At 66.8% G+C, this 20,702-nt stretch carries 18 protein-coding genes; 15 read left to right on the top strand and 3 right to left on the bottom strand.

Going from position 1 to position 20,702, the window contains the following annotated elements; genetic code table 11:
• Window positions 1–45: 45 nt before the first annotated feature.
• On the bottom strand, window positions 46–1,488 hold the full coding sequence (locus ACFQ91_RS13450; protein ID WP_376870170.1) for a trehalose-6-phosphate synthase: 1,443 nt from the start codon (window positions 1,486–1,488) through the stop codon (window positions 46–48).
• A 370-nt stretch (window positions 1,489–1,858) separates the two neighbouring features.
• Here ACFQ91_RS13450 and ACFQ91_RS13445 point away from each other — a divergent pair, with 370 nt between their 5' ends.
• From ACFQ91_RS13445 to ACFQ91_RS13420, 6 genes are all read left to right on the top strand, one after another.
• Entirely contained in the window at window positions 1,859–2,131 is a 273-nt protein-coding gene (locus ACFQ91_RS13445; RefSeq protein WP_137824771.1) for a GlsB/YeaQ/YmgE family stress response membrane protein, read from the top strand.
• Window positions 2,132–2,416: 285 nt separating this feature from the next.
• The gene (locus ACFQ91_RS13440; protein WP_376870169.1) at window positions 2,417–2,977 is read left to right on the top strand and encodes a TetR-like C-terminal domain-containing protein; all 561 of its coding nucleotides are present in this window, start codon (window positions 2,417–2,419) and stop codon (window positions 2,975–2,977) included.
• A 141-nt stretch (window positions 2,978–3,118) separates the two neighbouring features.
• Window positions 3,119–4,171 carry a hypothetical protein gene (locus tag ACFQ91_RS13435; protein ID WP_137824773.1) on the top strand — a complete coding sequence of 351 codons (1,053 nt, stop codon included), beginning with the start codon at window positions 3,119–3,121 and terminating at the stop codon, window positions 4,169–4,171.
• Window positions 4,171–5,547 (top strand): PIG-L family deacetylase, encoded by a 1,377-nt coding sequence (locus ACFQ91_RS13430; RefSeq protein ID WP_376870168.1) that lies wholly within the window; start codon window positions 4,171–4,173, stop codon window positions 5,545–5,547. Before ACFQ91_RS13435 ends, ACFQ91_RS13430 begins: the two co-directional genes overlap by 1 nt.
• Window positions 5,547–6,311, top strand: a complete 765-nt coding sequence (locus ACFQ91_RS13425; RefSeq protein WP_232623824.1) for a glycosyltransferase family 2 protein — start codon at window positions 5,547–5,549, stop codon at window positions 6,309–6,311. Before ACFQ91_RS13430 ends, ACFQ91_RS13425 begins: the two co-directional genes overlap by 1 nt.
• A 229-nt stretch (window positions 6,312–6,540) precedes the next feature.
• A complete protein-coding gene (locus ACFQ91_RS13420; protein WP_198500448.1) occupies window positions 6,541–7,737 on the top strand; it encodes an NADP-dependent malic enzyme in 1,197 nt (398 codons plus the stop codon).
• A gap of 131 nt (window positions 7,738–7,868) precedes the next feature.
• Here ACFQ91_RS13420 and ACFQ91_RS13415 read toward each other — a convergent pair whose 3' ends face one another.
• Window positions 7,869–8,291 carry an organic hydroperoxide resistance protein gene (locus tag ACFQ91_RS13415; RefSeq protein WP_198500449.1) on the bottom strand — a complete coding sequence of 141 codons (423 nt, stop codon included), beginning with the start codon at window positions 8,289–8,291 and terminating at the stop codon, window positions 7,869–7,871.
• 379 nt (window positions 8,292–8,670) lie between these two features.
• Here ACFQ91_RS13415 and ACFQ91_RS13410 point away from each other — a divergent pair, with 379 nt between their 5' ends.
• From ACFQ91_RS13410 to ACFQ91_RS13370, 9 genes are all read left to right on the top strand, one after another.
• Complete coding sequence (locus ACFQ91_RS13410; RefSeq protein WP_376870167.1) at window positions 8,671–10,305, top strand: hypothetical protein; 1,635 nt, start codon at window positions 8,671–8,673, stop codon at window positions 10,303–10,305.
• A 333-nt stretch (window positions 10,306–10,638) separates the two neighbouring features.
• Window positions 10,639–11,553, top strand: coding sequence for a SpaA isopeptide-forming pilin-related protein (locus ACFQ91_RS13405; protein WP_376870166.1), 915 nt, complete (start codon window positions 10,639–10,641; stop codon window positions 11,551–11,553).
• Between the two features lie 110 nt (window positions 11,554–11,663).
• On the top strand, window positions 11,664–13,052 hold the full coding sequence (locus tag ACFQ91_RS13400; RefSeq protein WP_198500451.1) for a SpaH/EbpB family LPXTG-anchored major pilin: 1,389 nt from the start codon (window positions 11,664–11,666) through the stop codon (window positions 13,050–13,052).
• Between the two features lie 119 nt (window positions 13,053–13,171).
• Window positions 13,172–14,128: a class C sortase gene (locus ACFQ91_RS13395; protein WP_198500452.1), complete on the top strand. Its 957-nt coding sequence runs from the start codon at window positions 13,172–13,174 to the stop codon at window positions 14,126–14,128.
• A 51-nt stretch (window positions 14,129–14,179) separates the two neighbouring features.
• Window positions 14,180–15,259 carry a glycosyltransferase family 2 protein gene (locus ACFQ91_RS13390; protein ID WP_198500453.1) on the top strand — a complete coding sequence of 360 codons (1,080 nt, stop codon included), beginning with the start codon at window positions 14,180–14,182 and terminating at the stop codon, window positions 15,257–15,259.
• The gene (locus tag ACFQ91_RS13385) at window positions 15,256–16,176 is read left to right on the top strand and encodes a hypothetical protein (RefSeq protein WP_232623826.1); all 921 of its coding nucleotides are present in this window, start codon (window positions 15,256–15,258) and stop codon (window positions 16,174–16,176) included. The genes ACFQ91_RS13390 and ACFQ91_RS13385 overlap by 4 nt, the downstream gene beginning before the upstream one ends.
• Before the next feature lie 103 nt (window positions 16,177–16,279).
• A complete protein-coding gene (locus tag ACFQ91_RS13380; RefSeq protein WP_198500454.1) occupies window positions 16,280–16,741 on the top strand; it encodes a DUF3151 domain-containing protein in 462 nt (153 codons plus the stop codon).
• 289 nt (window positions 16,742–17,030) lie between these two features.
• On the top strand, window positions 17,031–17,702 hold the full coding sequence (locus ACFQ91_RS13375) for a DUF998 domain-containing protein (RefSeq protein ID WP_198500455.1): 672 nt from the start codon (window positions 17,031–17,033) through the stop codon (window positions 17,700–17,702).
• 66 nt (window positions 17,703–17,768) lie between these two features.
• Window positions 17,769–18,344, top strand: coding sequence for a MarR family winged helix-turn-helix transcriptional regulator (locus tag ACFQ91_RS13370; RefSeq protein ID WP_198500456.1), 576 nt, complete (start codon window positions 17,769–17,771; stop codon window positions 18,342–18,344).
• Window positions 18,345–18,415: 71 nt separating this feature from the next.
• Here ACFQ91_RS13370 and ACFQ91_RS13365 read toward each other — a convergent pair whose 3' ends face one another.
• A complete protein-coding gene (locus ACFQ91_RS13365) occupies window positions 18,416–20,650 on the bottom strand; it encodes an efflux RND transporter permease subunit (RefSeq protein WP_344258442.1) in 2,235 nt (744 codons plus the stop codon).
• Window positions 20,651–20,702 lie beyond the last annotated feature (52 nt).

Genomic DNA, 20,702 nt, shown 5'->3' with positions numbered 1-20,702 from the left:
GGGTCTGACTGTCTCGACCCGGAGCACCGGCGCAGGGGCCGACGTTCAGATCATCCACTGGGCCGGTGCCGCTGCGGGCGCGGGAGATGCGGCGCTCGGGGTCGGGGTCGAAGCAGCCGCAGCGTCCGCCGGATCCTCCGCCGCCACCTCGGCGAGGTCGCCGGTGAACCGGTTCGCCCACGCATAGACGTCATGGTCGGCGACGACTTCGGCCATCGCGTCGATGCGGGCACGCGCCGCAGCGGGATCCATCGCCACCGCCTCGGCGATCGCCTGGACCATCGCCTCCCGGTCATGGGGGTTGACGATGAGGGCATCGGTGAGCTCGTCGGCGGCCCCGGCGAACTCCGAGAGCACGAGCGCCCCACCCCGGCCGGCCCGCGCGGTGACGTACTCCTTCGCGACGAGGTTCATGCCGTCGCGCATCGACGTCGCCAGGAGGACGTCGGCGGCGATGTACCACGCGATGACCGACTCGAACGCGTAGTCGCGGTGGAGGTAGTGGATCGTCGTCCCGGCGAGCCCCGCGAACTTCCCGTTGATCCGCCCCACGGTGCGCTCGATGTCCTCACGCAGCTGCCGGTACGCCGGGATCCTCTCCCGCGAGGGCACCGCCACCTGGACCATCCGCGTCGTCCGCGGATCGAGCGTGCCGTTGTCGAAGAGCTCCTCGAGGGCGAGCAGGCGTTCGAGGATGCCCTTCGTGTGATCGAGCCGGTCGATCCCGAGCAGGAGGGTCGCAGGTTCCCCGAGGTCGGCCCGGATGCGCGTGGCCTCCGCCTGCGCTTGCCCGCTGCCGGCGATGTCCCGGATGTGGCCGACGTCGACGGAGACGGGGTAGGCGTCGACGACCGTCGCCGAGGCGGTCGATGCGGGGCCGAGGAGGGCCGCGCAGGCGGCCTCGAAGTTCCGCACGTCCCGCCGACGCTGGAAGCCGATGACATCGGCGCCGAGGATGCCGCGGAGGATCTCCGTGCGCCACGGCAGCTGGGCGAAGAGATCGACGGACGGGAACGGAATGTGGGAGAAGAATCCGATGCGCACATCGGGACGCAGCTCCCGCAGCAGCCGGGGAACGAGCTGGAGGTGGTAGTCGTGGATCCAGACCGTGGCACCGGGCGCGCAGACCTCAGCGGTCACCTCGGCGAAGCGGCGGTTGACCGCGACATAGGCCTCCCACCACGACCGGCGGAACTGCGGGGTCGAGACATTGGCGTGGTAGAGCGGCCAGAGCGTCGCGTTCGCGAACCCCTCATAGTAGGCGTCGATCTCCGCTGAGCCCAGCGCCACGGGGATGAGCGGCATTCCGTGGTGCGTGCGCGGCTCTTCGGCGGTCTCCCCGCCGGCCCAGCCGACCCACGCGCCGAGACTGTGCTCGGTGACCGGCGTCAGTGCTGTGACCACACCGCCGGGCGATGCCCGCCAGGCATCGGCGGCGCGTTCGCACGGCAGCCTGTTGGCCACCACGACATAGGGATGTGTGTTCATGCCTACCCACGACCTCGTCTGTTCGAAACGCGCGCGCCGGGCGCGGCGCAGCGCTCGTCGCGACGAGAATACGCCTCTATTTTTACGTTGTAAAAGTATGAAATAAAACAGCTGGTGGACGCCCGGTTTCCACCCGCCTCTACGGCGTAAGATGGAGTTTGTTGGTTAATGGTCTGAACATGGATTACAGTGTAAGCAAGCGGTCAGGTTCAGCGCCTGATTGCGGTGACGCTGACCGTCCCTGCGCCTCTGCGCTCCGGGTGCTGCGGCACGTCGCGCGCACCCGCGCGACGCATCGCGCCGATACCCCGGAAGCGGGCATCGGGCACGGTCGGCACCGTGCTGGACAACAACATAAGGAAATAAGCTCATGGGTTTCATTGCATACCTCATCCTCGGCCTCATCGCCGGCGCCATCGCCAAGGCGATCCTGCCGGGTCGTCAGGGCGGCGGCTGGATCGCCACCCTCATCCTCGGCGTCCTCGGCGCCCTCGTGGGCGGCTGGCTCGGCGGGATGATCTTCGGAGTCGAGATGGACGCGTTCTTCTCGCTCTCGTCGTGGCTGTGCGCGATCGGCGGATCGCTCATCGTCCTCGTCATCTGGGGCCTGATCACCGGTCGTTCGCGCGCGGCGCGGGACTGAATCAGTCACCTGTGATGATCGCTTGATCAGCCCTGCCGGAGGGCGCGTTCTGTGGACTAAACTGAGCCGAGAACGCGTCCGCCGGTCACGGGTCGGGCGCGGTCGCACGTGAAGTGCAGGACCTCGCGACAGATGGAGGGACGGGGCAGCCCCTCGCACCTCTGATCAGTGATTCCAGGAGTAGTCATGGCCCGCCAGCGTTTGCGCCAAGAGGACATTGTCAAGGCAGCGATTGCCTACATCGATGAATTCGGCGTCCAATCGCTCTCTATGCGGAGGTTGGGAATGTCGCTCGACGTCGAGGCGATGGCACTGTACAACTACGTTTCCGGACGCGAACAGCTCGTGTCCCTCGCCGTCGACGAGCTCATCGACGACCTCTTCGACGAAGAGCTCATGCAGGAGCAGCCCGAATCCTGGGAGGCATTCCTGCGCTTCGTCGCCACCGCGATGCGCGATCTCGCACTCGGCCATCCGCGGATGTTCCCCCTGATGATCACGCAGCCGCCGGAAGCGCCCTGGCTGCGCCCGCCGCTGCGCAGCGTGCGCTGGGTCGACTACTTCCTCACCGCGCTCACCGAGTACGGCTTCTCCGACGACCGCGTCGTCGACACCTACAAGGCGTTCACGAGCTTCCTCCTCGGCCAGCTCGTCCTCGAGGTCTCGGCGATGGGCATCGACATCGCCTCGGCCGTCGATGAGGATGCCGATGCCGACAGCGACGAGGACGAGGGACTCTCCGAGTACCCGACGCTCAAGCGGCTGCAGGGCGACCACTCGGACCGCGAATTCGACGACGGCCTCGACGATCTCATCGAGCGCATCCGCGCGATCAAGGACACGTAAGCACCAGCACTGCCTTCCGCCGTCGCACTTCCGCGCGCCGCGCGGCACCGCAGTCGACCCGTCACCCACCCCTCGCGACCCCCGACGGGGCGCGAGGCGACCCCGAACCTGTGACCCCTGCTTCCCAAGGACGGTCTCCTCATGCACACCTCCACCACCGCCTCACCGTTCACTCTCATCGCCGATCCGCTCACCCCGTGGTGGGAGCCGGACCTCGCCTCCGACCGCGGCACCGCACTCGTCAGCTGCGTGAACACCAGCGCGCCGGTGCGCAAGCGGATCACCGGGCTGCAGGAGTTCTGGGGCCTGAGCGGGACCTCGACCCAGCTCGAGCAGTGGGACGCACTCGCCGCGACCGCGGCGATCGACGTCGCGGCGGCCCGCATGCTCGAACCACATGTCGACGCCCTCGGCATCCTCGCCGAGGCGGGCGCCGGCACGCCTGAACCCGGCACGACGTGGGGTGTCTTCGCCGCCGAGGCGCCGGGCACCGTCCTCAGCGCCATCGACCTCGACGAGGGGACGGTCCATCTCATCGGGGAGAAGCCGTGGTGCTCCCTGGCCTCCCAGCTGTCCCACGCCATCGTCACCGCCTACCACGGGCAGATGTCCCGGGCCTTCGCCGTGAGCCTCACCGATCCCGGCGTGCACCCGTCGACGGCGCCGTGGCCGAGCCTCGGGCTCAGCGAGATCCCGAGCGGCGCGGTGACCTTCGACTACGCGCAGGCCACCGTCGTCGGGCCCACCGGCTGGTATCTCGACCGACCGTCGTTCGCGTGGGGCGGGATCCGGGTCGCCGCGTGCTGGTTCGGCGGTGCCCTGGGCCTGGCCCGCAGTGCCGCACAGCGCCACTTCGCCCGCCCGCAGCCCTTACCGCTGGGCAACCTCACGCTCGGACAGCTCGACGCGGAGATCTTCGCCGCCCGCTCGGCTCTCGCTCAGGCGGCCCAGGCCGCCGACGGCTCCGAGGCCTACACCCGCGACGAGGCCTGGGAGCTGGCCCTGCGCGTGCGCAACATCGTCTATCGCGCGTCCCAGCGGATCGCGCAGCTCGCCCGCGAACTCGCCGGTCCCGCAGCGCTGACCGGCGATCGGAGCTTCGCGAAGGCCGATGCCGACCTCACCGTCTACCTCAGCCAGCATCACGGGGCCCGCGACGAGGCGGCGCTCGGCGACGCGATCGTCACTGGCTGATGTTCACCCACCTCGAGACCGGCACCTCGGAAGACGCGTGGATCCGAGCCGGGGTCCGTGACCTTCCGCGCCTGCAGGAGTGCGGCGGATCCGTCGTCGTGCTCCTCGCCCACCCCGATGACGAGGCGATCGGCTGTGCGGCACTGCTGCGCCGCCTCGGCGAGACCGACGCCCACGTCACCGTCCTCCTCTTCACGGCGGGGGAGAACTCCCACCCGGGGTCCCCGACGCACACCCCGGACGACCTCAGGACGATCCGCCTCGACGAGTTCGATGCGGCGCTCTCCGAACTCAACCCGACCGCGGCGAGCACCCTCTTCGACCTCGGCGACGGGGCGCTGGCGGCCCACCAGGAGACGATCCTCGCCGAGGTGATGACCGCGACCGCGGACCTGCCCGGTCCGCTCACCATCGTCGCCCCGCACCACGCGGACGGTCACAGCGATCATGACGCCGTCGGCGAGGTCGCCCGCGAGGTCGGGCGGCTGCGGGCGGCGACGGTGCTCGAGTTCCCGATCTGGTACTGGCATTGGGCCGACCCCGACGATGCCGCGTGGCGGTCGTGGCGCTTCCTGCCCGACCCGGACGGCCTCGACCGGGAGGCGCTGTGGGCGCACTATCCGTCCCAGATGGAGGATCTCTCGGACGCTCCCGGCGACGAGGCGATCCTCCCGCCGGATGTCCTCGCGCACTTCGCCCGTGGGGGAGACACGTTCGCCGTGACCCGATTCGCCGGCGAGGAGCAGGAGCCGCCGGAGGCCGCCGAGGCGGTCGCCGAGGCGGTGGCGAACGATGCGCGGACGGCCGAGGCCGTCTTCGACCGCGTCCACACCGAGCGGGTCGATCCGTGGGAGCTGCGCTCATCGGACTACGAGATCGCGAAGCGCGCGGCACTGCTGCGGGCGCTGCCGGGCGGCCGGTTCTCCCACGTCCTCGAGATCGGCAGTTCGATCGGGGCGCTGAGCCGGGAGCTCGCCGACCGTGCCGAGCGCGTTACCGCGATCGACGCGAGCGCCCGGGCGCTCGCGACGGCACGCGGACTCTACCCCGACGTCGCCAACCTCGACTTCACGCGGATGACGATCCCCGACGACTGGCCGGCCGGCCGCTTCGACTGCGTCGTCCTCGCCGAGACCGGCTACTACCTTTCCCGGGAACAGCTGCGCCGCACAATGAAAAGGATCGAGTCCAGCACGACGGCGGACTTCACCCTCGTCCTCTGCCACTGGCGCGGCGAGATCACCGACTGGCCGCTCGACGCTGAGAGCGTCCACGAGATGTGCCTCGCGTACTGGCCCGACGCCGCCCTCGTCCACCACCCGGCCGCGGAGTACCGACTCGACGTCCTGACGATCGCGGCGAAGGAACGCGCCTGATGACGGTGCCTGAGCACGTCGTCGTCATCGTTCCCGCGCACAACGAGGCAGCGGAGATCGAAGGCTGTCTGCGCTCGATCCTCGCCGCGGCCGACGCCGGTGCAAGCCCTGGCCTGTCCGTGCGCATCATCGCCGTCGCCGATGACTGCACGGACGCGACCCTGAGCATCATCGACCGCGTCGCCGCCGACCGGCCTGAGGTCATCCCCCTCGTCGTGCCCTACGGCAACGTCGGCCGGGCCCGCAATGCCGCCGGACAGCTCGCCCTCGAGTGGGCGGCCGAGGGATCCGGGGACCCGGGCGCTGCCGATCTGTGGCTCGCTTTCACCGATGCCGACAGCCGGGTGCCGACCAACTGGCTGGTCTCCCATCTCGCGCATGCCCGCCGCGGCGCCGACTGCGTCGTCGGCACCGTCGCACCCCGCTCCGAGCCGGGCAATGCCGACCTCGTCTCCGCGTGGTACTCACTCCACCGGCTCGCCGACGACCACGACCACGTCTTCGGGGCGAACCTCGGCATCCGCGGCTCCGTCTTCGCCGCGGTCGGGGGCTGCCCTCCCGACAGCGTGGGGGAGGATGAGGCCCTCGTCGCCGCCGTCACCTCGGCGGGCAGGGTCGTCCACCGGACCGATGACTGTCGGGTGATCACCTCGGCGAGACTCCAGGGCCGCTGCCACGGCGGGTTCGCCGCCTACCTGCGCGACCTCGTGCGCGACGGTCACTCCGAACGTCACCTGACGGTCACCTCGGCGAGGGAGGAATAGGCGCTGCCATGGGTTATGCTGGCACGACGCATGACCGATCCTGCCCACTCGCGGGGATGGTCGTGCGCCGCGTCGGCCACGCCCCGCACCCGGGACGGGACGCCGCGCGCAGCCGTCACCATCCACCCTCCCGGCGACCGCACCGCAGCTCCGACGATGTGGAGCGCGCTTCGATGACCACGACGACGGCCACCTCGGTGGCCCGCTCACCCGATCGCGAGGAAGAACGATGACGACACCGACCGACGACTCCGCTGCCGGCACGAAGGAACGGACCCCGGCCTCCGCCATCACCGACGATGAGATCTTCGCCGGACACCACGGCGGCAAACTCGACGTCGAGCTCTCCCGCCCGCTCCAGACCCAGCGCGACCTCTCGATCGCCTACACCCCCGGCGTCGCCAAGGTCTGCACCGCGATCGCCGAGGAGCCGGAGCGGGCGAAGGAGCTGACGTGGACCGGCCGCCTCGTCGCCGTCATCTCCGACGGCTCGGCAGTGCTCGGCCTCGGCGACATCGGGGCGACCTCCTCGCTGCCGGTGATGGAGGGCAAGTGCGCGCTGTTCAAGCGCTTCGCCGGCCTCAACGCGATCCCCATCGTCATCGACACGAACGACGTCGACGAGATCGTCCAGACGATCGAGCGGATCTCACCGACCTTCGGGGCGATCAACCTCGAGGACATCTCCGCGCCCCGCTGCTTCGAGATCGAAGACCGGGTCAAGGCCGCCCTCGACATCCCCGTCATGCACGATGACCAGCACGGCACCGCCATCGTCGTCCTCGCGGCGCTGATGAACGCGGCCAAGGTCGTCGGCAAGGACATCGAGCAGCTCAAGGTCGTCATCTCCGGCTCCGGCGCGGCAGGTGTCGCGGTGACGAAGATCCTCCACGAGGCGGGTGTCTCCGACATCGTCGTCCTCGACTCGAATGGCGTCGTCGAATCCGGACGCGAGGACCTCACCCCGACGAAGCAGGCGATCGCTGAGAACTCGAATCCGCGCGGTGTGAGCGGGGGAATGGAGGCATCGCTCGACGGTGCCGATGTGTTCATCGGCCTGTCCTCGGGCACGGTCGATCCGCGGCTGCTCGCGGGAATGGCCGATGACGCGATCATCTTCGCGCTCTCGAACCCCAACCCCGAGGTGGCCCCCGACGTCGCCGCCCAGTACGCGACCGTCGTCGCCACCGGCCGCAGCGACTTCCCGAACCAGATCAACAACGTCCTCGCGTTCCCCGGTGTCTTCCGCGGTGCGCTCGACGCCGACGCCACCTACATCACCGAGGAGATGAAGCTCGCGGCCGCGAGCGCGATCGCCGCCCTCGTCGGCGACGACCTCGCCCCGGACTATGTGGTCCCCGGCGCGATGGACGAACGTGTGGCCCCCGCGGTGGCCGCAGCGGTGGAGGCTGTGGCGCGGGGGTGAGGGGCATGGTGCGCGGGTGACGACTCAGTGCTGACCGCGATGTGAGATCTGTTCAACACATCGGCTCGCGTGTCCTCACGTCGGTGAGGACACGCGGGCCGATCGCTCTTCAGGGTGGGGAATCGGCGAGTTCAGTCGTCGGTGATGGTGAGTGTCACGTCGATATTGTTCCGCGTCGCATTCGAGTACGGGCACACCTGGTGGGCCTTCTCGGCGATCGACTGAGCCTCGGCCGGGTCGAGGTGGGGGAGGGTGATCTCGAGTTCGACGGCGAGCTGGAATCCGCCGTCGCCGTTGTCGCCGATGCTCACCTTCGCGCCCACTGCGGAGTCGTCGACGTTCGCGCCTTCCCGGCGGGCGACGACCCGCATTGCCGAATGGAAGCACGCGGCGTAGCCGACGGCGAAGAGCTGTTCGGGGTTCGTGCCCGCGCTCGAACCGCCCATCTCGGTGGGAACCGCGAGGTCGACGTCGAGCTTGCCATCGCTCGTGCGCCCGTGCCCGTCGCGTCCTTCGCCCGTGGCGAGTGCTTCTGCTGTGTAGATGGCCTTCATCAAGTGTCCTTTCAACGCTGGTTCGACGCCGTGCTCGACAGGGGTCTGCACCGGCAGACCGCCCGACGAAGACGGTGATGGGAGCCTATTCCGTTGTCAAGACGTGACCTATGCCATTACCGCTCGATGCAGATTCCGGACAGCGACATCACAGGGAATCTTGCAAAAGTTATCGTTTCGTTACCGAAATCATCCTTCTGCATAGTAAATTATTGAACTATCGGCCTGACCTAAGCGTGAGCTTCACACAGTCCGAGTTTCTGCAGTGAATCTGCTCAGCCCTCCCATGGCTTCTCTGTCCCCGCTTGCAACACGATTTAGGAACGATATGGCGTCGAACAAGCCCATATTCCCCGTGGCATCTCGCCGTCTCCGAACCATGGCCGCTCCCGCTCGGGTGATCCTTGCCATGCTCGCGGTCCTCATCGCGCTCGCGGTCATGGGTGGAGTGGTCACCGCGCCGACTGCTGCGCACGCAGCAAACACCGGTTCGAGCCTGGGGTCAGGACCGTCGAGCAGCGCGCCGAAGACCGAGGACTCAGAGCCTAAGGACAGCGGCATGTCCTCCGAGCCGGGCCTCGGTGAGCAGGAGCCGACACCGTCGAAGTCGGAATCCGTGGATACCGACCCTGGATCTGACGGTACAGAGCCGACGCAAATGCCCAGAGTGGATGCTCAAGCCGTGATCGCCTGCGCGCCGGGTAACGTGTACTCGGTCAATAGAGGCGGAGAACTGAGCCATATTGCGTCAAACGGCAACGTGACCCGTGTCGGTGGACCTTCATCGGGCACGACATTCACTCAACTCAACGGGGTGGGTATCAGCTCCGGGGGAACTGGTATATACGCTTTCGACCGGACGAGCAACACCGTCGCAGCGTTCCAGAAGTTTGATCTGACGAACGATGTTTGGCGACCATTTGGGCAGAGTTTCAACGCGGCAAGTTCCCCCGGAAACTTCGCCGGCTCTCTTGTGGCGGGCGCCGTCGACCTGAAAACTGGCAACTACTTCTTCGGAGGGTACGAGCAGAATGCTCAGGTCTTCAAGCTCTGGCGGTTGAACACCACCAATGGAGCCGTCACGTATCTGGGGGCTGTATCGACTCCGGGCGCCGGAACAGGAGCCAACGGCGACATTGCTTTCGACAGCTCCGGAAATCTCTACATTCTGCGGAACGAGAACCGTAATGCGACCACCGTGGAAACCAAGATCTTCAGCGTGAAGGACGACGCCCTCGCGGCTGCCAACGGGACGTCTCTTGCTGCCTCGGCGAGTGCGTCACTAAGTACTGTCGCGGGGGTCAACGGGGTTGCGTTCGATGCGAATGGTAAGGCGTATGTCGGGGCCGGAAACAACGTCACGACATATGACACTCCGGCATGGACTGCGGCTGGAACACTGACCACCCAGTTGCCGGGCACAACTGATCTCGCTTCGTGCTCTTCGCCAGCGTCGATTACGCTCGAGAAGGATGTCAAGAACCGCGTCAACTCAGGGGATCAGTTCAACCTTCGTCTCGACCAGGGCACGACCAACCTCGGGACGGCGACGACCACTGGCAGTGCGCGAGGCGTCCAGTCGGAGAGGGTCGGACCGCTTCCGGCTGCACGCAATTCGACGATCAGGTTCTCAGAGACCGGTTCGGGTTCAGCAGATTTGAGTCGATATTCGTCTACCTACCAGTGTTTTTCCGACGGTCGGGAGATCAGTGGAGCGTCCGGAACGGGGACGTCAGGAACGATCACGATTCCGGCAACCGGCAACGAGATCGTCTGTCGCATCTCGAATACGCCTCTGACTGCCAACGTCACGATCAACAAGAAGACCCAGAATGCATCGGGCGGTAACGAGCAGAACGCTCAAGGGTGGACCGTGGGCTCTCGCGCAATTGCGACCACGGGAAGTGTGACTCAGGCACCGACGGGCACCACGCAGACGACTGATGCAAGCGGCAACGCAAGGTGGACTCTGACATTCGGTTCGGCCGCGTCGCGTGCGAACATTGCGATCTAGGAGACGCAACAAGGCAATTATCGTTTCGTCAGTGGTACGTGTCGCATCACGCGACTTGACGGAAGTACGCAGACGACGACTCTCACGAATGAGAACGCGCAGAATCTCGGTTCCATTGTTCAGCCCGGCGATGACGTCCAATGCAATTACGTCAACCGAATCAAGGACGCCACCGTCAAGGTCGACAAGTCCTGGAACATCAACGGCCAGACCTATGCCAACGGCAGTCAGCCCGAGGGGATCAGTGCGAAGCTGCTCCTCGACCCCGCGGGTCAGCCAGCCAGTGACCCTGCCTTCGGGCAGACGCGTACTGGCTTCGGTTTCGGTGACTCCGTGAAGATCGGCGAAACCACGACGATCGATGCGGCGAGGTTCCCCGGCTGCGCTCTCAAGTCGAAGACAATTAGCGGTACGGGCATCACCGGCACGGTGCCGCTGACGGACAACTTCAGCACGACGCTGGCGGCAGCGGCGAACTCCTACACGGTAACGAACACCGTCGAATGTCAGACACTGACGATCGTCAAGGATGTGAAGAACGACAACGGCGGCACTCTCACTTCTGCCGATTGGAACCAGAACCTCTTCGCGAGCCCGGGCAGCGGCAGTCGCCTGACCTACAACTCGGGAGAACGGAAGTTCGTTCCCACTGGTTCGTACACCATTTCGGAGACCACCCTGGCCGGCTACGACCAGGAGTCCATCCGCTGCACCGGGGGCACCTACAATGACGCCACGAAGACCGTGGCGATCGCAGCCGGTCAGAACGCGACGTGCACCGTGACGAACAACGACTCCGGTGGAACCGTTGCGTGGGAGAAGGTCAACGGCAGCGGAGATTTCCTCGACGGCTCCGAATGGACCCTGCGCGGTCCCGGCGGCTCCGAAGTCGCGATTCAGGACTGTGCCGCGAACTCGGTCGATCAGTGCACCGGACGCGACCGCAACCCGGCTGCAGGCAAGTTCCGCATCGAGGAACTCGCTTGGGGCGACTACACCCTCGTTGAGACGCGTTCCCCTGCCGGCTACGTCCTCGACGAGACCGAACAGACGTTCTCCATTACTCGCGAACGACTCGACCACCAGTTCGGTGAGCCGTTCGTCAACGAGCAAGCCGAATCTCCGACGCTGCCCCTCACAGGTGGCACCGGAACCCTCGGCTACATCATCGGCGGGGCGGTTCTCGTCCTGAGCTGCGCAGCGGGCGCGTACTGGCTCCAACGCCGACGGTCACAGGGAAGGAGCTGACTCTTCATCCCAGCACCTTCACGGTGCATGGCTGAGGCGCCCCTCAGCCCCCATGCACCACCAAACAACAACCACGCGATCTGCGAACACACCGAAAGGAACAACCACTCATGAAGGCGTCTCTGTTCAAGCGCGTACGGTGGATCCCCGCCATTGCCGCAGCTGCTGCGCTGAGCCTCGTCGGCATCTCCGCTCCGGCTCAGGCTCAGGGTGCGGGAAACATCAACCCGAACACCCCCTCTTCCCTGACGATCCACAAGTACGACGGTGATCAGGGACCCCGCGGTGACGGCACCGAGCTCGGTGATACGTCGAATCTGGGCAACCCGCTCTCCGGCGTTGAGTTCACCATCACTCCCATCACCGAGCGCAACGGTCAGCCGATCGACCTCGACACCGATGCCGGTTGGAACCTCATCGACGGCGCCACAGTCGACCAGGTCAACGGCGGCAACGGCTACGTCAAAGGAACTCCGCAGCAGGTTGTCACCGGTGCTGACGGCACCGTGACAACCGGCCTGCCTCACGGTCTCTACCTTGTGGAAGAGACCGATCCGGGCGACAACAACATCGTTTCCCCGGCTCAGCCGTTCCTCGTCACCCTGCCCTTGCCGCAGACTGGCGGCAAGTGGCTCTACGACGTTCACGTCTACCCGAAGAACAAGATCAACGAGACGACTCCGACCAAGGAAGTCGAGCGCCCGAACGCTCTTGTGATCGGCAGCCAGGTGACGTGGACGATCACGGCCCCCGTTCCGCCGAAGGCCGCTGACGACACGTACCGGACGTTCACGATCACGGATAGGCTCGACCCGCGTCTGACTTGCGAGAGCGTCACACTCGAGGGCTTCGACCCCGCGGATTACACAGTCACGTGTAACGGTCAGACAGCGAACATCTCGATGAACGCATCAGGTCTGGCGAAGCTCAACGCTGGCGACAACGTCGTCATGAAGGTCGTCACCACCGTCGATTCCCTCGGCGATAACGGAGTCATCGAGAACGAGGCCGTTGTCAACACCAATGGTTCCTCGGTCACGACGAACAAGCCCTCGACGAACTGGGGTCCGCTCGAGATCCTCAAGTATGCGGATAATGATGAGTCGGCGACCCTGGCTGGTGCGGTCTTCGAGATCTACGAAGAGCGCGATGGCACGACCCCCGTCGGAACCATCACCACCGGCGACAACGGTCGTGCGTCGATCACCCTGTGGGTCGGCAGCAACGATGTCCAGTCCAAGGAATACTGGATAAAGGAGACCAAGGCGCCTGCCGGCTACACCCTGCCTCAGGATCCGTGGACCTCGGTCAATGTTGAAGCCAACGGTGAAGCCACTCCGACTCTAGTGAAGATCTCGAACAAGCAGAAGGACCGTGGCGAACTGCCGTTCACGGGTGCCAATGGTCAGCTCATGCTCACCATCCTCGGCATCGCTCTACTGATGCTCGCGATCGGTGCGGGAATCGTCCGCTACACCCGCCGGGCTCGCCAGAGCTGAGTGCGACGTCGCCTCTGACCGGCGGAGATGATCCGCCGCGTCAGCGGTGACACCCCGAGGCCGGGTGACGTTCACGTCACCCGGCCTCGAACCATAAGAACCAAGAGATACGTGGAGCCATGACCGCAACCCTCACCGAACCCGCACCCTCGGGCCCTCCGCCGCAGAAGCAGAAGTGGAAGCTGTCCGTCCCGGCAGCGATCATCGCTGTGCTCGGCCTCCTCGGCGCGTGCGTGTGGACCTATCCGATGATGGCGGCATGGATCACCCAGCTCGACCAGTCCGAGGTCATTCAGAACGCGACGACGACCGAAGACCCCAACGCTCCGCACAACGCGAAGCAGCTCAAGCTCGCCGAGGAGTACAACGCGAAGCTCGAAGCCGGCGGCGCCTCCGTGCAGGCCAATGAGCGCATTCCTCAGTGGCAGGGTGATGACGGCATCACCGATCTCAACTACAACGAGATCCTCACGAGCCCGAAGACGGATGTGATGTCGCGCATCCAGATTCCCAAGATCGACCTCGACCTGCCGATCTACCACGGCACCTCCGATGAGACGCTGCTGCGCGGCATCGGCCACCTCGAGGGCACCGCACTGCCGGTGGGCGGAGTCGGCAACAACTCGGTCGTCACCGGGCACCGTGGGCTCGCAGAAGCGGAGATGTTCACGAACCTCAACAAGATCGACAAGGGCGACTACTTCACGTTCAACACCTTCGGTCGGATCATCACCTACAAGGTCATCGAGACCAAGATCGTCGATCCTGACCAGACGGAGACCCTCGACGCGATCCCCGGCAAGGACCTGGCCACCCTCGTCACCTGCACCCCGTTGGGCATCAATACGCAGCGGATCCTCGTCATCGGCGAACGTGTCATCCCGACACCACCCGACGCCCTCGAAGACGCCCAGAACCCGCCCGACATCCCCGGCTTCCCGTGGTGGGCGGTCATCATGGGCGGAGCGGCTGTCGCCGCCGGTGGCTACATCTGGTTCGCAGGACGCCCCGTCAAGCCGCGCAAGGGACCGACCGACACCGACGCCGAACCGGACTTCGCCGGCCCCAAGCACTGATCCTCAACCGTCTGAGCGCCGTTGGCACGCGCATATGGGAGGATTGAGGGCGTGGCAAAAGTTCTCCAGATCCTCACCCCCGACGGCCTTCCTCCCCTCGCAGACCAGCCCGGTGTCTCGTTCATCATGCCGGTGCTCAACGAGGCCGAACACATCGAACAGGCGATCACGACGATCCTCTCCCAGGACTACGACGGGCAGAAGGAGATCGTCCTGGCGCTTGGCCCCTCGACGGATGAGACGAACGCGATAATCACGCGCATGGCCGCCACCGACCCGCGCATCCAGACCGTCGACAACCCCGATGCCGCCACCCCCCTCGGTCTCAATCGGGCCTTCGCCCACACGCGGCACCCAGTGATCATCCGCGTCGACGCACATTCGGGACTCGAGCCCGATTACACGCGACAGGCGATCGAGACCCTGCGGGCGACACGCGCCGCGAACTGCGGCGGTCTCATGCGCGCCCGCGGGAAGACGGCCTTCCAGAAGGCCGTGGCCCGCGCCTACATGTCGCCCATCGGCCTCGGCGGACCGGCCTACCACTCCGGGGACGAGGCCGGTGAGGCGGAGTCGGCCTACCTCGGCGTCTATCGACGAGAGGTCTTCGAAGCACTCGGCGGCTTCGACGAGGACATCAAACGCGGACAGGACTGGGAGCTCAACCTCCGCATCCGCTCGGCCGGGGGCCGGATCTGGTTCAACCCCGATATGGAGGTCACGTACTGGCCGCGCGGATCGTGGTCGAAGATCGCCCGCCAGTTCTGGGCCACGGGCATCTGGCGGGCCGAACTCATCCGCCGCTACGGGTCGAAGAACTCGCTGCGCTACTTCGCGCCGCCGCTGCTCGTCCTCGGCATGACCGCGAGCGTCATCGAGGCCCTCCTGCAGCTGAGCGGCCGGACGAAGACGTGGCCGAAGTTCCTGCGCCGCTTCACCTCCCTCGTCCACGTCCCGAGCTTCACCTATGTCGCGGGCATCATCGCAGCCGCGGGTGCGGCGAAGGACTGCGGGATTCGGGAGCGCTTCTGGTTCGGCATCGTCCTGCCCACCATGCACCTGAGCTGGGGGGCGGGCTTCCTCCGCGGCCTCGTCACCGGTGCCGGAGCGACGAAGGACGGCAGCCGATGAGCCGTCGGAAGCGGAGCAACTCGGCCGATCACGGGAAGGACAAGGATAACCTCGCGGAGGGCCGCCTCGGCGAGGATGACATGAGCAACGATCGCATCCCGATGCCCGAGCGGCCGGAGCCGAGGACATTCAACGCTCCGCTGTGGGCCGGTGCCGTGGTCGTCATCGCTGTCGTCGCCGTTCTCCTCGTCAACGTCTTCGGACACAAGGAGACGCTCACCGTCGACGCCCTCAACCCGCCCGCGGTCGCCGCACTCGACGGCGGTTCCGAGGTCTACCCCGCGAACTCCGAGCTCGCATTCACGGAGAACGTCAAGTTCGGGTACCTGCCCGCGCCCACGCTCGCCGTCCTCGGTGACGGCACCGTCGTCGCCGCCGACCCGGAGACCGCGGCCGAGACGATGGGCCTGAGCAACGGACTCGAGGGGCTGACGTCCGCGCAGTTCCTCGACCGCACGATCACGCCGCCGCGAGAGGACACCGAACTGGGCATACCGGTGACGTGGGACAAGCTCGTCGGCGACGTCGCCGGCAGCACCGTCATCCTCCCGCTCATCTCCGACTCCGCCACCGCGGGTCCGGCGCTGGAGACGATCGCCGAGGCGGATATGGCGGCCTCGGCGATCGTGCGCACCGCCGATCCGACCGTGGCGCGCGCGGCCGCGGATGCCGGGATCGACGCGATGTTCGTCGGGGACACGTCGACGGCGAACCCGGAGGACCTCACCGCTGCGGGGTACACGATGATCGCTGTGCCGAGCGACGCCGTGGTGAGGTGGAACGAGTCCGACCTCACGGTGTGGGCCACCGACATCGCCGACAAGCAGCAGCTCGACGCGCTCGCCGACCAGGGGATCCTCGGGGCGCTGAGCACGAACCCGTATGCGATCCAACCTTCGGCGGTGAAGACGGACTGACCGACGACCAGACTGAGGACACACTGATCTGACCGCGCACCGATCCGACACCGCACTGATCTGACACTGACACCGACCATCCGATCGACGACCAGGAGAGACCATGACGCAGCCCATCGGCAACCCCTCGCACATCGGCAACCTCAACGCCGGACAGCTCGGCCCGCAGCCGACGTTCCTGCCCGATGACCACCCCGACGTCGAGGCGAAGCGCCGTCTCGACGCCGGTGAGGAGGCCCTCGACATCGTCGCCGACCTGCCCGCCTCGTCGCTGGCCTGGGCCGTGCTCGCCGACGAAGCTCGCGGCGAGGGCCGCATGGTCGACTCCTACGCCTACGCCCGCGTCGGCTACCACCGCGGACTCGACGCTCTGCGCTCCGCCGGCTGGCGCGGCGCCGGACCGATTCCGTGGTCGCACGAGGTCAACCGCGGATTCCTCCGCGCGCTCTACGCCCTCGGTCGCGCCTCGGCCGGCATCGGGGAGAGCGAAGAGGCCGCACGCATCGAGGAGTTCCTCCGCTCCTCCGACCCGACGGCGATCGACGCGATCACCGCGGGGAAGTGAGCTGGGGTTTCGCGCGAGGGTGGGGCGCGATCACTGCGGGAGTGAGGCGAGGCGTTCCCGCCGACGCCCGTGGCCGCCGAATCGTGGCCGCCGAGCATTGCCCGCGCCCCCACCTGCTCCATCCGCGCGGGGTCACCGTCGTCTGCCTCCTGCGCACCGTCATCCGGGGGGTGACCGGCTTCACGCTTGAGCGCTGTGGCGCCCGGTTGCGCGCGTCCCATGACCTCATCGGATCCAAGGGCTCGTTCATCGCTCACCCGACCTGGCACATCTTTCAGGTGCGGAAGCGGTGACCGGGGTCGACGAGAACCGAGGGTGGTCGCTGCTGCCGACAGGGGTCCTCTGGATCATCGCCCCTCTGTGGTACCTCCTGTGCGAGGCGATCACCGCACGTGCCTTCCCCGGATACAGCTACGCCACGTTCTACATCAGCGACCTCGGGGTTCCGGGCAGAGCGACTTTCCAAGGACGCGAACTCGCCTCGCAGATTCCGCAGGTGATGGACGCCGGGTTCATTGGCCAGGGTCTGCTCTTCTTCCTGGGCCTTGTTCTCGCGATGCCTGCGCTGAGACCCGGGATCGGGCGAATCGCCTTCGTCGTCGTCGGATGCCTCCATGCTGCGGGCATCGTGCTCGTCGGCCTCGTGCCGGGTTCGCCGGAGAACGTCGCGAACGGTCTCATCGTCGTCCACGTCCTCGGTGCGGTCGCTGCGATCCTCGGTGGCAACTGTGCAGCGATCCTTTCGGTCGGGCCGCTGCGGGATCTGGGGCGGGTGCGCTGGAGCGGTCCGGGGCTCGGGGCACTGGGCATCCTCAGCGGGCTTCTGCTCACGGCCCTTGTGCTCATGCCCGACGGAGTATGGGAGCGCGGGTCGGTGTATGCGTTCCTCGCCTGGGAGCTCATCATCGGGTCGGTGATCTGTCTGTCGTCGCCGCGCTTGCGCAGGGGCCGTGAGCGATGAGGCGATAGGATTGTCCGGTATACGCAGGGTTCGGCAGAGAGCCGAGGCAAGTGTGAGAGGCAGGCGATGGAAAGCGACGCCGTGGAGCGGTCGGCCGTCTACGACGTCGACGCGAGCGATCCGCAGGCCAGGCTCGTCGATCGAGCAGGGATGGAGCCGGTCGACATCGAGCAGATCACTGAACTCATGACCGCATTCGGCGAACTCCGCGACGCCGAACAGGCGCTCTCGGAAGCCTCGCGCCGCTACATGCACCTCAACGCTACGGACATGAGGGCCCTCCACTACCTCATCATCTGCCGACACCGTGATGTTCTCGGCACCCCGCGCGGCATCGCCGACCATCTGGCGATCACGCCGGCGGCAACGACAAAGCTGCTCGACCGGCTTGAGCGGGGAGGCCACATCACCCGCGCCCCGCATCCGCACGACCGCCGCGCCCAGGCGATCTCGATCACCCTGGAGACCTACACCTCGGCGATGGAGACCGTGGGCCGTGCCCAGTCGCAGCGATTCCACGCCGCCGCCCGGCTCTCCCGAGACGAACGAGAGACCGTCATCCGCTTCCTCCGCGACACGAAGGACGAGATCACCTCCGCCGGCGAGTCGTGGACTGCCGAGGCGGACGACTCCGCGACCTGAGATCGCCACGGCGAGAGCGACGGTATCCTGCGGCGGCCCGGGACGTCGCTGCCGGACAGCTGCGGCGAGTCTCAATGCTGTGTCAGCAGCCTCGTCGCTGACCTCTGCGAGACGCGGCGCGGACTGAAAGACGGGTCGTCGGTGTCGGAGGGCCGACCGCGATGGAACCGCCCGGCCAAGCGTGAGGGCCACCAGATGCAGTCGCCGATCCAGATCGCCAGGGCGGGAACAAGGAGCGTGCGCACGATGAGCGCATCGAGGAGCACGCCGAGGGAGACGATGATCGCCAGTTGCAGGAGGAACTGGATCGGGATGACGATGAGAGCGGCGAACGTCGCGGCCAGGACGACCCCGGCGCTCGTGATCACTCCGCCTGTCACCGACAGTCCTCGCAGCGTGCCCTGCCCGGTGCCGTGTTCCAGGGACTCCTCACGCACCCGGGTCATGAGGAAGATGGTGTAGTCGATGCCGAGCGCGACGAGGAAGACGAACGCGTAGAGCGGTACCGAGGGATCCGACTGCGGCTGCCCGATGAACTGGAAGATCACCGCGCTCAGCCCCAACGCCGTGCCGAAGCTGAGCACCGTGGTGGCCAGCAGCACGACCGGAGCGACGAGCGAGCGCAGCAGGAGTGCGAGCATGATCGTGATGACGACAAGGACGATCGGGATGATCACCGCCCGGTCGCGCACCGAGGTGTCGTTGGTGTCGAGGTCGACCGCGGTGCTGCCGCCGACGAGCGCATCTGAGGACTCGAGGCCCTCGCGCATATCGCGGATCGTCTGTTCGGCCTCGAGCGAGTCAGCGGGGTCGGACAGGGTGACGGAGAACATCAGCTGCCCGTCGATCTCGGTCGGCTCGGCGGCATCTGAACCGCGAGGGCCTTCGGCGGAGACCTCACCGGTCTCGTCGACGGGGATCGTCCCGGCCGGCGAGTCCTGGGCGACGAGGGCGAGACTGTCGACGCCCTCGGTGCCGGCGATGGCGGCGGCCACTTCGGCGCGCTCATCCGCCTCGGCGAGGACGTAGGCCGGGGTGCCCGACCCGCCGGAGAAGTGACGGTCGATGACCTCCTGGCCGTCGCGGGCCTGGGAGGATCCGAGGACGAACTCGTTCTGCGGAACCCCTTGTGCGTCGAGGAGGAGCAGACCCCCGCAGCCGAGGATGAGCACGACGGTGACCCCGGCGGCCATCCGTTTCGGAGCGCCCGCAACGGTGCGGCCCATGCGCGCCCAGATCCCGGTCGCCTCGGCGCCGGTGAGGATCGGATGAGCCGACCCGAACTTCGGGGCCCTGGGCCAGAACGCCACCCGGCCGGCGGCGATGAGGAGGGCGGGCAGGAACGTCAGCGAGGTCAGGACCGCGCAGACGATGCCGACGGCGGCGACGGGCCCGAGCGCCGAGTTCGATCCCAGGTCGGAGAGCAGCAGGCAGAGCAGGCCGACGATGACGGTGCCCCCGGAGGCCGCGATCGGCTCACACACTCCGCGCACGGCGCGGACGGCGGCGTGGAACGGCAGCCGATTGTCACTCAGCTCTTCGCGGTAGCGGGCGATGCAGAGCAGCGAGTAGTCCGTGGCGGCGCCGATGACGAGGATGAAGAGAATGCCCTGCACCTGCCCGTTGAGAGTGACGAGGTCGGCACGGGCGAGGGCGACGTTGATGAGCACCGCGGCGCACAGCGCCGTCATCGAACTGAGGAGCACGAGGATCGGCAGCAGGGGAGAGCGGTAGACGATGATGAGGATGACGAAGACGACGGCGAGAGCGACGAGGAGGAGGATCCCGTCGATCCCACCGAACGCCTCCTGCAGGTCGGCGGTGAACCCCGCCGGTCCGGACACCCACACGCCGAGGTCGTCGGGCAGGATGTCGGCGGACTCGGCTTCCAGTGCGGTCACGGCATCACCGATCTCCGCATCTGCGGGCACCGCGACGACGAGCTGGGCGGCGTCCCCGTCGTCGGCGGGAATGACGGGGGAGGTGGAGGCGCCGTCAATGACGTTCTCGGCACGCTCGCCGAGGCGCTCGAGGGCTGTCAGGTCATCGTCGGTGAGGCCGCCGGTGCGTTCGGCGATGACGATCGCGGGGATGGCGTCGGACCCGGTGAAGGTGGTGATTTCGGCCTGCACCCGGGTCGATTCGGCGCTGTCGGGGAGGAAGCTCGAACGTTCGTCGGAAGCGACGTCGCTGATGTCGCCGAAGCTCATGCCGCCGACACCGAAGACGGCGAGCCAGATGAGAATGAGGACGGTGGGGATGAGGATCCGGAGGGCCCGTGGCGGTCGCGCGGCAGGTTCGAACATGCCGCCAGTATTTCACTAAGTTAACTAAATTGCCAAGCGTTTGTCGTGTCCG

This window comes from Brevibacterium sp. NPDC056726, from assembly GCF_042790515.1.
Lineage (GTDB): Bacteria > Actinomycetota > Actinomycetes > Actinomycetales > Brevibacteriaceae > Brevibacterium > Brevibacterium sanguinis.
Note: the sequence above shows the minus strand (reverse complement) of the source record. Positions and strands in the feature narration are given on the sequence as shown.

Bases quoted from the DNA above. Each gene is read 5' to 3' on its own strand.
- ACFQ91_RS13450 (WP_376870170.1), bottom strand. From the start codon at position 1,488: ATGAACACACATCCCTATGTCGTGGTGGCCAACAGGCTGCCGTGCGAA.
- ACFQ91_RS13440 (WP_376870169.1), top strand. From the start codon at position 2,417: ATGTCGCTCGACGTCGAGGCGATGGCACTGTACAACTACGTTTCCGGA.
- ACFQ91_RS13365 (WP_344258442.1), bottom strand. From the start codon at position 20,650: ATGTTCGAACCTGCCGCGCGACCGCCACGGGCCCTCCGGATCCTCATC.
- ACFQ91_RS13445 (WP_137824771.1), top strand. From the start codon at position 1,859: ATGGGTTTCATTGCATACCTCATCCTCGGCCTCATCGCCGGCGCCATC.
- ACFQ91_RS13385 (WP_232623826.1), top strand. From the start codon at position 15,256: ATGAGCCGTCGGAAGCGGAGCAACTCGGCCGATCACGGGAAGGACAAG.
- ACFQ91_RS13370 (WP_198500456.1), top strand. From the start codon at position 17,769: ATGGAAAGCGACGCCGTGGAGCGGTCGGCCGTCTACGACGTCGACGCG.
- ACFQ91_RS13415 (WP_198500449.1), bottom strand. From the start codon at position 8,291: ATGAAGGCCATCTACACAGCAGAAGCACTCGCCACGGGCGAAGGACGC.
- ACFQ91_RS13380 (WP_198500454.1), top strand. From the start codon at position 16,280: ATGACGCAGCCCATCGGCAACCCCTCGCACATCGGCAACCTCAACGCC.
- ACFQ91_RS13435 (WP_137824773.1), top strand. From the start codon at position 3,119: ATGCACACCTCCACCACCGCCTCACCGTTCACTCTCATCGCCGATCCG.
- ACFQ91_RS13425 (WP_232623824.1), top strand. From the start codon at position 5,547: ATGACGGTGCCTGAGCACGTCGTCGTCATCGTTCCCGCGCACAACGAG.
- ACFQ91_RS13420 (WP_198500448.1), top strand. From the start codon at position 6,541: ATGACGACACCGACCGACGACTCCGCTGCCGGCACGAAGGAACGGACC.
- ACFQ91_RS13410 (WP_376870167.1), top strand. From the start codon at position 8,671: ATGGCCGCTCCCGCTCGGGTGATCCTTGCCATGCTCGCGGTCCTCATC.
- ACFQ91_RS13395 (WP_198500452.1), top strand. From the start codon at position 13,172: ATGACCGCAACCCTCACCGAACCCGCACCCTCGGGCCCTCCGCCGCAG.
- ACFQ91_RS13430 (WP_376870168.1), top strand. From the start codon at position 4,171: ATGTTCACCCACCTCGAGACCGGCACCTCGGAAGACGCGTGGATCCGA.
- ACFQ91_RS13400 (WP_198500451.1), top strand. From the start codon at position 11,664: ATGAAGGCGTCTCTGTTCAAGCGCGTACGGTGGATCCCCGCCATTGCC.